Genomic DNA, 11,752 nt, shown 5'->3' on the forward strand with positions numbered 1-11,752 from the left:
ATATCACAAGAGCAGTAGTCCATATTTAAATTGGACATATGTTTATATTTAACCATTTGTTTGGTCCTTTTACATTCTCTTATGTGATTGTCAACATTTTGACATTGCATATTGTTTCTCTCCACGGGTATATAAAAAATAGGACAAGAAAAAGTTTTTAAGGATTGGAGGAGAACCATGAATAGAATACTAGTACCAGTTGATGGTTCACCTGCCTCCATGAAGGCTGCCCTGATGGCTATCGACATAGCCAAGACTTATGGCAGTGAAATCACATTTTTTTCAGTTGTTAGAAGACCTGAGTTGATTGGAACTGCAGTCGGAGGCGGAATTGGATATGCAGGTGATTTGAGAAAAATTGTAGAGGGACTTACGGACAAACAAGGAAAGATGCTTGATGAATTTGTAGAAGGCCTAAATTGTACTGATGTGAACTGCACCAAGGACATTTTGGTTGGAGAACCATATGAGGAGATTATTAGCCATGCAAAGTATATTGAAGCAGACTTGATAGTTATGGGACGTAGGGGCTATACAAAAGTACAGAGGTTTTTCCTGGGATCTGTTTCCCATAGGGTGGTTTCAGAAGCACCTTGTCCTGTACTTGTAGTTAATGAAGATATCGAATCCTAGTGAAAAAGGGATCTTACCGAGTTTTTACAGGTAGGTCCCTTCTCTTTTGCTCACTATTCCATGAACGAATAGATGATAGTCGAAATTAGAATTTACTTCAGGCCCATTTTAGCGTATTATAGCTTTAAACCAAATAGAATAATGGAGGGATAGTTTATGATTATCGGAGTGCCAAAGGAAATAAAAAACAATGAGAACAGGGTTTCCATGACACCTGCTGGAGCGCATACACTGGTTAAGAAGGGTCATAGAGTACTTGTGCAAAAGGATGCCGGAAAAGGCAGTGGCTTCAGTAACGAGGAATTCACTTCTGTTGGAGCAGAGATTATCGATACTCCAGGAGAAGTTTTTAAATCTTCTGATATGATAGTTAAGGTAAAAGAGCCACAACCTGACGAAGTTGAACTTCTCAAGGAAGGTCAATTGCTCTTTACCTATCTCCATCTTGCAGCAGCTCCTGAACTTACAAAGTCTCTGATGGACAAAAAGATCACATGTATCGCATACGAGACTGTCCAGCTTGAAGATGGCTCACTACCATTGTTAACCCCTATGAGTGAGGTTGCAGGGAGAATGTCTGTAATGGTTGGAGCAGAGTTCTTATCCAAGGCCAAAGGTGGCAGTGGAATACTTCTTTCAGGAGTTCCTGGAGTCAAGCCGGCCAAGGTTGTTATTCTCGGTGCTGGTACTGTTGGCATGAATGCAACTAAAATGGCTGTGGGATTGGGCGCTGATGTTATGGTTCTTAACAAGAGCCCTGGTAAACTGAAGTACCTTGAGGATATCTACGGATCCAGAATCAAAACCCTGATTCTTAACGAATTCAGTCTTGCTGAAGCTGTGAAGGAGGCTGATCTATTGATAGGTGGCATCCTTATCCCTGGAGCAGCGGCTCCAAAGATTGTAAAGGAATATATGGTCGAAAGCATGAGAGATGGTTCTGTTATAGTTGATGTTGCAATTGACCAGGGTGGCTGTGTTGAAACAGTAACCCATGCCACAACTCACGATGACCCGGTGTATGTAAAGCATGGTGTCATCCATTACAGTGTGGCCAATATGCCTGGAGCATACGCGAGGACATCGACATTTGCTCTTACGAACACTACCCTACCCTATATCATCAAGCTGGCTGGTATGGGCTTTAGAAAAGCCCTTGATTTTGACAATAGCCTTAGGAAAGGTGTCAATGTGATTGATGGAAAATGCACCTATGAAAGTCTGGCAAGATCTCTTGACCTACCATATGCACGACTTGAAATATTGATCTAAAGGCTTTGAAAATATCAGCAGCCCAATATCATATGATATCGGGCTGCCGCTTTTGTAATATAACTAAAACTTTACATTCTCTATTTCATTAATCATCTCTTTGATAATTTCTATCCCATCTGCTACAACTTTGTAATCGGCAACTTTAAAAATTGGAGCATCAACATCTGTATTAATCGCTATTATTTTCTCTGCATTTGTTATTCCTGCAAGATGCTGGATGGCTCCTGAAATGCCAATGCTTATCAGTAGTTTTGGTGAAACGTTGAATCCTGTCTGTCCAATCTGGCATGAATTGTCCTTCCACCCAATATCTACCAATGCTCTTGACACTCCAAGTTTCGCTCCTAATAATTCAGCAAGTTTCTCTGCCATTTCCAGATTTTTTTGACTGCCGATACCCCTTCCAACTGATAGGATTATTTCTGCTTCTGCTATTGTACTATTGTCTCCTTTTGCTGTTTCTTTTAATATTTTAATTGACTTGCTAATGGCACTCTCAAAGTTTATTATACTTACTTTTGTATTTATTTCTGAATTCTTAATACCCGGCTTAAATACTCCAGGTCTGACAGTTGCCATTTGAGGTCTTGTGTTTGGACATACGATTGTTGCCATAAGATTCCCGCCAAAGGCCGGCCTTGTCTGCTGCAGAATCCCACTGTCATCTACGCACAGGTGTGTACAATCTGCAGTAAGCCCTGTTTTCATTCTTGCAGCAACTCTGGGTGCAATTGACCTTCCATAGCTGGTTGCTCCGAACAGTAATATATCTGGCTTATATTCAATTATTACTTCGTTGAATATTTCAATATCTGTTTCTTCGCTTTTCTCGTAACCGGATATCTTGTATATCAGTACTTCATCTGCTCCTGAATCCTCCAATTGACTCAGATTTGTGGGTTCCTTTCCGATTATCAAAACTTTGGTTTTACATCTTTTCTCTTTTGCTAATTCTTCTGCTTTTGAAAGCAATTCAAATACAACAGGCGCAAGTTCTTCCCCTTCAATTTCCCCATATATCCATATGTCTTCAAATTGAGTCAAATCATTAACAGCCTCAATGTCCTTTGAGATTTTGATGGCCTCAACCGGACATGCGTCTACACATATTCCACATAATATACAGTTGCTATTTACGATTACCTTTCCATCTACAATTATCAAGGCCTCGCTCCCGCAACTACTGATACATTGTCCACAGCCTATACAGGTGTCTCTATCAATATGGAGCTTCCCCATCTATATTACCTCCTTTATTGTCGAGAGTATTTGTAGGGACTGAGTTTTAGTACCTCCAGAAATTGTATGCACTACTTTCTCTGATTCAGGCATAAACGTTCTGACCACCTGAGTCGGGGAACCATTCAATCCGATTTTTCTTTCGTCTGCATTCAGAGAATTAGAATCGTGCATCTCGATACTACTTTCCAAGCTCCTTAAAACTCCTGCTATGCTTGGCATTCTGGGATTGTTAATGTCCTTGTTTATGGTAAAAAGGGCAGGTAATTTAACTTCAAGTATTTTTGTACTATTCCCGTCATTCTTCTTACATAATACCATCTTTTCATCTACTTCTATAAATCCTTCGACATCTGTTACGTGGGGTACTCCTAAATGTTCTGCCAGTTCAGGACCTATTTGTGAGGTATCTCCATCTATTGCCAGTTTTCCACAAAGGATAATATCAAATTCACCGAGTTTATAAATTCCCAGAGATAATGTATATGATGTTGCCAATGTATCTGCACCGGCAAAATTTCTATCAGAAAGTAACATTCCCCTATCCACCCCCCTGGCAATGGAGTCTCTTAAAATTGATTCTGCTTCAGGAATGCCCATTGTTATGGCTACTACTTCTGCATTTGTTTTTTCCTTGATTGAAATTGCTTCCTCAACTGCAAATGAGTCATATGGATTTATAACTGAGTTCTTTCCATCTCGTATTATTGTTTTTGTCTCAGGATCCATCAATACTTCATTAGATGTTGGTACCTGTTTTATACAAACTGCAATTCTCATATCAATTCACCTTCTTCAATTGAAAACATATTGCCTCGATTTAAAATTCCTTTGTTGTCAATCTGAAGCTTTAGTTTCCTCATTTCTGATATAAATCTATCTCCATACATTATCCGGAGCATGTCAGTCTTTGTTTTTCCTACCCCATGCTCTGCAGATACTGCTCCTTCCATCTTAACTATGTTTTCTGCCCAAACTCTGTGTATCGCCTTACCTTTATCGAATTCATCCTGGTTATTTGGCAGAATATTTACATGTAGGTGATTATCTCCAATGTGACCCCAAGTTGCAGATTCCAGACCTTCTATCTTAAGCATGCGATTATATGTTTCAATGGCCTTTCCAAGATGCTTGTCGGGTACAGCCATGTCTGTTCCAAGCTTTGTTATATTCCTGTACTTTTTCCTTCGCTGATCAATAAGCATATTTACGCTTTCTGGAACAGCATGTCTGAAAAAATATAGCTTGTCTTTATCAAAATTATTTCTGGCTACCCATGTATTAGAAGAACTTTCTCCCAGTTTCTCCAACAGCATTCCGATATTTCTTAGTTTTTCTACTGCAGCAGTCTCAGTTTCTGTATGCAACTCAAGATATATTGCTCCAGTACTCCCTGCTATAATTTCTGGTAAATTTTTGAATGCTTTGTTGTTAGATTTCTGATTTCTTAATATTTCCAACGCATTTCCGTCAAAATATTCAATCGAAGCTATATTATCGTACTTTGATCTTACAGAATCAACCATTTCAACCAAACTCTCAGTATTCTTAATAAAACACATACCCCCCCAAATAATTTTGGGTAACTTTCTCAATTTGATTTCGATTTCACTAATAATTCCGAGTGTACCGTCTGATCCGATAAATAGATCTATTGCATCCATATTGTCTTTTATGTAGTAGCCTGATGTATTTTTTGTGTGAGGCATATTATACTTCGGCAACTCAATGACTATCTCTTTTCCATTGTCAGTAATCAAAGAAAGCTTTCTTCCTTTTGCAATATTTCTTCCTCTCTCAATGTTAATTGTTTCGCCATCACTAAGTGTTACTTTCAAAGCTGAAATATGATCTCTTGTAGATCCGTATAAATAGCTCCTTGCTCCTGATGCATTACAAGCAACCATACCTCCTAATGTAGCGGAGGCTTCTGTAGGATCCGGTGTAAAAAACATCTCTCTCGATGACAAAAAAGCTCTGTAAGCCTCCATTGATTTATCATCAAATTTAGAGGTATCAATCTTTTTCGTTCTGATTTTTTCCCTTAACTGAGTAAGAGTTATTCCGGGTTGAACAGTTAAATAAAAGTTGCTTTCATCATCCATCCTTATAGATAGAATATTATCCATCTTCATTAAGTTTATTATATGCCCTCCATTTGGAATGCTTCCTGCTGCAAGGCCTGTTCTGGCCCCTTGTATTGTGGTTGGTATGCCTCTATCGTAATTGTATTTAATAACCTTAAATATTTCAGCATCGCATGTCGGAAATGATATCGTATCTGCATTCCCGGTAACTCTTGACTCATCTCTTAAGTATTCTTCATATCCATCATGCACTTTTCTAAAAAGATTATCGCCCATATCAAGTCTCCTTTAGGTTGAATTCATTGAAATTATTCCTTAATACTAGTATAATTGACTATATATGCAAATTCTTTGCATATATAGGTGTTTAACTTGCATATATTGCTAACTAAAAGGGGTGTAATATGGACATTGAATTTAACATCCAACTCAACGAAGATGATAAATGGATTATGGAAAAGCATCATTATCACGATGGAATTGAGATATTATTTTGTATTTCGGATTCAGGAAAAGTTTTTTTAGAGGATAAGGTTTATCCATTGAACAAGGGTACTTTATTATCCATCAAAGATACTGCCCTGCACCGGACTATTGTACCTGTAGATACGAAATACAGAAGATATGTGCTTCATTTCCCGCTTGTCACTCTTCAAAAGATTTCTACAAAGGACAGTGACTTGGCGACAATCTTCTCTTTATCAAACTACTGTATCCGGCTGGAACAGGAGGATTATGCTTACATATTGCAGCTGCTGGATAGCCACAACACTATCTCTAAAGATGAATTTGCCTCAGATATTATATCATCCAGCATATTTATGAAGATTATTGTTCACATTGCAAGGATAATTGTAGGTACAAAGCAAGTGGAATATAAGAATTCTACTGATTTTAATAAAATCGCTCCCATTTTGGATTATATTCAAGAAAACTTAACTGAGGATTTGAGTTTGGATAGACTTTCTGATGTTTTCTTCTTCAGCAAACATCATCTTTTAAGAACGTTTAAGAATACAACGGGATTTACCATTAACGATTATATAATTCAAAGAAGAATCCTATTATCTAAAAAATTCCTGCGAGATGGTTTTTCTGTGCAAGAAGCCGGAGAAATGTCAGGATTTATGAATTATTCTCATTTTATTAGAACTTTTGGAAAACTGAATGGTATTCCACCAGGTAACTATGCTAGAAAGTATAGATCAAGATAATTCGGTAATACCAAATCAAATTGCCAATACTAAAAAAGATTGCATACTCTTTATTTCCGGAGTATACAATCTTTTCTTTCAATAGAACAACTAAGCTCTTGCGATACAGAATAATTCGTCAGCTTCAAGTAATTCAGCTGTTGTCAACTCTCCATTGGCAACATTGTTAAGAAGCTGGAATAGGTTTTTCCCTGTCTCTTCTAATGAATTTTCTCCTTTAATTATCCCACTTGCATCAAAATCAAAATTCTGGATCATCTTTTGATACATGACATCATTTCCTGTTACCTTTATTACAGGCACAAATGGAAATCCTGTGGGATTACCTCGCCCTGATGTAAACACTACTATTTGAGCACCACTACCTACCATACCTGTTACAACTTCCCCATCGTGACTTTCATAGTTCATTAAGAAAAGTCCCTTCTTGCCTTTTTCAGGGGGGATAGAATACTCAATAACATCAACAACAGGACTTGTGCCTCCCTTATAGACTCCACCTAAGGCTTTTTCGACAATATTACTTACTCCTCCGTCATAATTACCTGGTGATATAAGCTCATTTCTTCCCTCATATTGAGTGTCTATTTTTTTTCTCATTTTTTCTTCAATTCCATAAACTGCACTGTAAACCTTATCGGCGACTTCTTTATTCACTGCTCTTGATGCAAGCATATCTTCTGTCCCCAGCAACTCATTCAATTCAGAAAGTATAACGCTTCCTCCGTTTGAAACTATCAGGTCTGCCATTTCACCAACAGCCGGATTTGCAGCCAGACCACTTGTAGCATCTGTGCCTCCACATTTCACTGCAACAGTTAGTTCGGAGAAATCGCAATCTTCCGGTGTCTTAGCCAATTCTTTCTTTGCAAAGCCCAAAGCTATTTTAACTCCCTTGTCAATTGTTGAAGATGTGCCTCCTTCATCTTGTATAACAATCATTTCCACGGGCTTTCCTGATTTCTTAATTCCCTCATACAGCTCTGTAGGTTTAAACCTCTCGCATCCCAGCCCAACGACTAATACTGCAGCAACATTAGGGTGATTACCCATTGCTATAAGAGTTCTTGCTGTGAGCTCGAAATCATATCCTATCTGACCGCATCCTACTGGGTGAGTGATTGGAATAGCTCCTTTAACTTGTCTGGCAATAGATTCAACTGTTTTGTTTGCACAAAATACTGAAGGGATTATTAATATATGGTTTCTGACACCTACACTGCCATCTGGTCTTCTATATCCTTTAAACTTCATTATTATCTTCCCTCCTGACCTTTCCTCTATCACAGCCCATGTTATGGCCATGTATCCAGGATCCTTTAGGTATATCTTCTAGTGCATAGCCAATTTGAACACCGTATTTATAAACTGGGTCATTTTTTTTCAAATCAACGATAGATACTTTATGTGCAAAGCTTATTGGTTCGAGTAATTCTATGTCCGAATTTTCTAGGGTTATAGAATCACCTGTATTTCCTTCTTCCAATAATACTGCGACTGAATCTTTGGGTTTTAATATCAAAATTCTCCTAAACATTTTAGCCTCCTTTGTATAATACAGTTATAGAAATAATCAAATAACTTATACGAATATTCCCCCTAACCTTATTGTTTATTGTTAGTGGTCAAAGATGAATTCAACCACTTTTCATATGGGAATCTTTATACTATAGTTTCATTAAGAGTATATGCGTGGCCTCCTTGAATGACTCTTTGAGTTTATATTCGTAACATAGCATGCATTCTATGAGACTCGTTGATTTAGCTGGTTGGATTTCTCTTTGGTCACCAACGAGAACTATCCGTGTCAACAACAAGGTTAACTGACTCATTTGATTACTCTTATAATCTTTGAAAGGATGTGTTTTTATGTCTCAATTTTATGATTTACCTGTTATTGGCATTGATGTTGTTGCGGACTTTTCAGTCGCTACTATTCTCAATCCTAGCGGTGATATCTTTAAGAAAAACTTCCGTTTTACTCACACTCTTGATGGCTTCGAATCTTTTCTTCAATTAATCAAAAACACAGAAGAAGAGTTCAACAGCAAGCCCAAAGTATTTTGCGAATCCACGGGTATTTACCATTTAACTCTTCTTCATTTCCTTAGTGATCGCCAGATTGACATTCATGTAATCAATCCTTTGATAACTAATTCTAACAAAAATTTCAACATAAGAAAAGTTAAAAATGATAAATTAGATTCTTTTTCTATTGCTAGACTGTGTAAATTCAATGATGTCAAAACTTCCTTTTTCACTTCCAAAGACATGTTGCATCTGAAACTTTTAGTACGTGATTATTACAAAATCGTTGATTTAAGAGCCAATTCTAAGAAGGCTTTTACCAATGCTTTGTATGTTTACTATCCTGGCATGCAAAATGCTTTTACTGATATCACTGGAAAAACACCTCTTGCTTTCATCACTAAGTACCCTACACCTGATGACCTTTTAAATGCATCTTCTGATGAAGTTTTAGACTTCTTAACCTCTTCATCACGTAGAGGCTTAAAATGGGCTAATACTAAGCTACAGAAGTTGCTTGACATCGCTTCTAGTGCATCGGTACTTGGAATTAATCCGTTGACGTTTACTTCAAAAGTCCATCGTTTTGTGGATACCTATAACTTTTATGAAAAACAACGTCTTGATATTATTGATGAAATTCAAGACTTCATAAATTCTGCTTCTTTTGCAGACGAGTTTAATTACAATATTTCCTTGCTTTGTAGCTTTAAAGGTACGGGACTTATTAGTGCTATTACTCTTTTAGTAGAAATGAATGATATCAACAACTTTACTAAAGCCAGTCAACTCGTTGCATTCTTTGGTGTCGATCCAGCAGTTAACGAATCAGGTAATTTTAAAGGTGATTCTAACAAAATGTCAAAACGTGGAACAGCTGTTGGTAGGCGCGCTTTGTACGCAATTGCTCTTTCTTCGATTCGTAAAACTAAAGCTGGCATACCAATCAATCCGGTTCTATATGATGTTTATCACACCAAACTTAAAGGAAAGAAAAAGAAGGTGCGTCTTGTAGCTATTATGAACAAACTTCTTAGATATATCTTCTCGGTTCTGAAAAATCAGAAGCCTTATGAAGTACGTGATCCAAGAATTCATCAACAAATGTTTATGACTATTGATAAAAAAATTAGCAAAGTAGCTTAAAGTTTATACACTCTAATTGTGGTTTTGAGACCCTTTCTTTGCTATGCTCTTTTTTATGAACACCAAGTATTAAAAACTTACTTGACTATTTCTAGCTGGTCTACTTATTATTCTTTTTTACAGTAAACCTCTTAAGACATTGAATCGACTTAATCGGCTTACTGTAAAAAAAAGGGGGGGAAATCATCTATTAACAATAAATTTAGGGGTCTGTTCATTCATAAGTAGTTTTATTTCTTCTACTGCTGTCTGTCCCATTCTTATAAGAGCTTCTTCTGTTGCTGCTCCAATATGAGGTGTCGCTATGAAATTTGAAAGAGAAAGAAGAGGATTGTCTTTTTTTGGTGGCTCAATTTCAAATACATCAAGTGCTGCAGCTCTTATTATACCTTCCTTTAGAGCAATGTATAGGTCAGCTTCGTTAACTATTTTTCCCCTTGATGTATTTATTAATATAGCGTTTTCTTTCATTTGCTTTAGTTCATCCATAGAAATTAGATTGGTAGTATCCTTTGTCAAGGGTACCGAAATGCTTACAACATCAGCTTCTTTCAATAATTCCTTTACAGTATCCACCTTAACTATACCAAGTTCTTTGGCCTTTTCCTCTGTTAAAAATGGATCATATCCGTAGACTTTCATATTGAATCCTGCACTAAAAATCGATCCAACCTTTTGTCCGATCCTTCCAGTTCCAATTAGGCCAACATTCTTGCCGCCCAGTTCAAGCCCTGTGAGTTCTTTAGGAGCTGGCTTATCCAGTCCTTCTCTTGTAAGATCATGGCTATAGGCTATTTTTCTAGCACTTGCAAGGGTTAGTGCTACTACTAATTCTGCTACAGATTCCATGTTTGCCGTTGGTGTGTTAGTTACAATAATTCCTTTTTCCTTTGCATGTTCCAGGTCAATATTATCTGTTCCAATACCATGCTTTGCAATAATTTTTAGTTGTGGCATTCTATTGATTCTTTCCCTATCGATTATTGATGTTCTTACAATAATTGCTTCAGCTTCTGAGATATTGTCAATTTCTTCATCATCCCATTTGATGACTTCGCCAATCTGGTTTGCATCCGCCAATGGAATGCTATGTATCGGGTCCAAAATAAATATTTTCATTTGCTCACCCTCCTATAACTTAAAATTTTTCGCAGCTGTTTTATTTACTAAATTATTAAATACTATTTCTTTATCAACTAATGTTTTTTTGATTAAAGATGCTGCTTTGTGATGCTGTATCTCAAGAGATTCAACGCCATAAAAACCTGAGTGAGGTGTCATAATGATATTGTCCAATTTAAGAATTCTATCATTGCTTAATATTGGCTCCAGTTCAAATACATCTAATCCAGCGAATCCAATTTCTCCTGTCTCAAGCGCTTCCACCAATTCTTTCTGGTTTATAATACCGCCTCTGGCAATATTGATCAGGATAGACTTTTGTTTCATTTTCTTAAATGTATTCTTGTTGAATATATGCCTTGTCTCATCATTCAATGGTGCGTGTATTGAAATTATGTCAGCTGTTTCAATCAACTCTTCAAATGTTGCTTTTTTTACCTCATGTTTTTCAAATATTTCATCTTTCAAAAATGGGTCGTACGCAATCACATTGGAGCCAAAACCTTTTTTAAAAATTCTAGCCAACTCAATTGCTGAACCTCCAAAACCAAAAAGTCCAACGGTCATATTTGATAATCTCCTGGGTTTAGGTCCTTTTGCTTTTGGCCACTCTCCATCACGAATCCTATGGTCATAATAATTTATATTTCTAAGTATGTTTAATATCATAGCAGAAGAATGCATTGCCAATTCTTCTATGCAAAAGCCCGGCATGTTATAAACCAACTTGTTGAATTTTGTTGCTGCTTCTATATCTACGGAGTTTACTCCGATACCATATCTTATATAAGCAGTTGCTTTAGGCAAATTTGATATGACATTTTGTGTAATTGGAGGATTTCCACAGCACAATATCAACTCTGATGTACTTGCTGCATTAATTATTTCATCTTCTGTAGTACACCTTTCCAAAGTCAGTTCAATATCATGTTCTTTACACACTTTAATCTCTGGTGAAAAGATTTCTTTATCTCCTAAATAATTATAGTCCAAAACTATCGCTCTCAT

Annotated in this window: 11 protein-coding genes; 4 read left to right on the top strand and 7 right to left on the bottom strand. The window is 36.9% G+C overall.

All coding sequences use genetic code 11. The annotated features are described in order from the left end of the window. The first annotated feature begins 177 nt into the window (after window positions 1–177). Window positions 178–633 (top strand): universal stress protein, encoded by a 456-nt coding sequence (locus tag ACOEN1_RS03060; RefSeq protein WP_422484949.1) that lies wholly within the window; start codon window positions 178–180, stop codon window positions 631–633. Window positions 634–789: 156 nt separating this feature from the next. Next, window positions 790–1,905: an alanine dehydrogenase gene (gene ald, locus ACOEN1_RS03065; RefSeq protein WP_422484950.1), complete on the top strand. Its 1,116-nt coding sequence runs from the start codon at window positions 790–792 to the stop codon at window positions 1,903–1,905. 63 nt (window positions 1,906–1,968) lie between these two features. Here ald and ACOEN1_RS03070 read toward each other — a convergent pair whose 3' ends face one another. From ACOEN1_RS03070 to ACOEN1_RS03080, 3 genes are read right to left on the bottom strand one after another with little or no spacing between them, the layout of a single operon-like run. Beyond that, a complete protein-coding gene (locus tag ACOEN1_RS03070) occupies window positions 1,969–3,147 on the bottom strand; it encodes an FAD-binding protein (RefSeq protein WP_422484951.1) in 1,179 nt (392 codons plus the stop codon). Next, window positions 3,148–3,927, bottom strand: a complete 780-nt coding sequence (locus tag ACOEN1_RS03075; protein ID WP_422484952.1) for an electron transfer flavoprotein subunit beta/FixA family protein — start codon at window positions 3,925–3,927, stop codon at window positions 3,148–3,150. It abuts the gene before it with no gap. Continuing rightward, a complete protein-coding gene (locus ACOEN1_RS03080) occupies window positions 3,924–5,510 on the bottom strand; it encodes an FAD-binding oxidoreductase (protein ID WP_422484953.1) in 1,587 nt (528 codons plus the stop codon). Before ACOEN1_RS03080 ends, ACOEN1_RS03075 begins: the two co-directional genes overlap by 4 nt. Window positions 5,511–5,638: 128 nt before the next feature. Here ACOEN1_RS03080 and ACOEN1_RS03085 point away from each other — a divergent pair, with 128 nt between their 5' ends. After that, the gene (locus ACOEN1_RS03085; protein ID WP_422484954.1) at window positions 5,639–6,448 is read left to right on the top strand and encodes a helix-turn-helix domain-containing protein; all 810 of its coding nucleotides are present in this window, start codon (window positions 5,639–5,641) and stop codon (window positions 6,446–6,448) included. 90 nt (window positions 6,449–6,538) lie between these two features. Here ACOEN1_RS03085 and ACOEN1_RS03090 read toward each other — a convergent pair whose 3' ends face one another. After that, a complete protein-coding gene (locus ACOEN1_RS03090) occupies window positions 6,539–7,702 on the bottom strand; it encodes a UxaA family hydrolase (protein WP_422484955.1) in 1,164 nt (387 codons plus the stop codon). Next, window positions 7,692–7,985, bottom strand: coding sequence for a UxaA family hydrolase (locus ACOEN1_RS03095; protein ID WP_422484956.1), 294 nt, complete (start codon window positions 7,983–7,985; stop codon window positions 7,692–7,694). Before ACOEN1_RS03095 ends, ACOEN1_RS03090 begins: the two co-directional genes overlap by 11 nt. Window positions 7,986–8,317: 332 nt before the next feature. Between ACOEN1_RS03095 and ACOEN1_RS03100 the strand changes: the two genes are divergently transcribed. Next, on the top strand, window positions 8,318–9,622 hold the full coding sequence (locus ACOEN1_RS03100; RefSeq protein ID WP_422484957.1) for an IS110 family transposase: 1,305 nt from the start codon (window positions 8,318–8,320) through the stop codon (window positions 9,620–9,622). A 183-nt stretch (window positions 9,623–9,805) separates the two neighbouring features. Here ACOEN1_RS03100 and ACOEN1_RS03105 read toward each other — a convergent pair whose 3' ends face one another. Together ACOEN1_RS03105 and ACOEN1_RS03110 are read right to left on the bottom strand one after the other, a co-directional pair. After that, window positions 9,806–10,741, bottom strand: coding sequence for a hydroxyacid dehydrogenase (locus ACOEN1_RS03105; protein ID WP_422484958.1), 936 nt, complete (start codon window positions 10,739–10,741; stop codon window positions 9,806–9,808). A gap of 12 nt (window positions 10,742–10,753) precedes the next feature. Continuing rightward, window positions 10,754–11,752 (bottom strand): C-terminal binding protein, encoded by a 999-nt coding sequence (locus tag ACOEN1_RS03110; protein WP_422484959.1) that lies wholly within the window; start codon window positions 11,750–11,752, stop codon window positions 10,754–10,756.

It is taken from the genome of Gudongella sp. DL1XJH-153, from assembly GCF_049310905.1.
Classification (GTDB): domain Bacteria; phylum Bacillota; class Clostridia; order Tissierellales; family Tissierellaceae; genus Gudongella.

Coding starts and splice junctions, on each gene's coding strand:
- ACOEN1_RS03085 (WP_422484954.1), top strand. CDS start 5,639: ATGGACATTGAATTTAACATCCAACTCAACGAAGATGATAAATGGATT.
- ACOEN1_RS03060 (WP_422484949.1), top strand. CDS start 178: ATGAATAGAATACTAGTACCAGTTGATGGTTCACCTGCCTCCATGAAG.
- ACOEN1_RS03110 (WP_422484959.1), bottom strand. CDS start 11,752: ATGAGAGCGATAGTTTTGGACTATAATTATTTAGGAGATAAAGAAATC.
- ACOEN1_RS03090 (WP_422484955.1), bottom strand. CDS start 7,702: ATGAAGTTTAAAGGATATAGAAGACCAGATGGCAGTGTAGGTGTCAGA.
- ACOEN1_RS03080 (WP_422484953.1), bottom strand. CDS start 5,510: ATGGGCGATAATCTTTTTAGAAAAGTGCATGATGGATATGAAGAATAC.
- ACOEN1_RS03100 (WP_422484957.1), top strand. CDS start 8,318: ATGTCTCAATTTTATGATTTACCTGTTATTGGCATTGATGTTGTTGCG.
- ACOEN1_RS03105 (WP_422484958.1), bottom strand. CDS start 10,741: ATGAAAATATTTATTTTGGACCCGATACATAGCATTCCATTGGCGGAT.
- ald (WP_422484950.1), top strand. CDS start 790: ATGATTATCGGAGTGCCAAAGGAAATAAAAAACAATGAGAACAGGGTT.
- ACOEN1_RS03095 (WP_422484956.1), bottom strand. CDS start 7,985: ATGTTTAGGAGAATTTTGATATTAAAACCCAAAGATTCAGTCGCAGTA.
- ACOEN1_RS03070 (WP_422484951.1), bottom strand. CDS start 3,147: ATGGGGAAGCTCCATATTGATAGAGACACCTGTATAGGCTGTGGACAA.
- ACOEN1_RS03075 (WP_422484952.1), bottom strand. CDS start 3,927: ATGAGAATTGCAGTTTGTATAAAACAGGTACCAACATCTAATGAAGTA.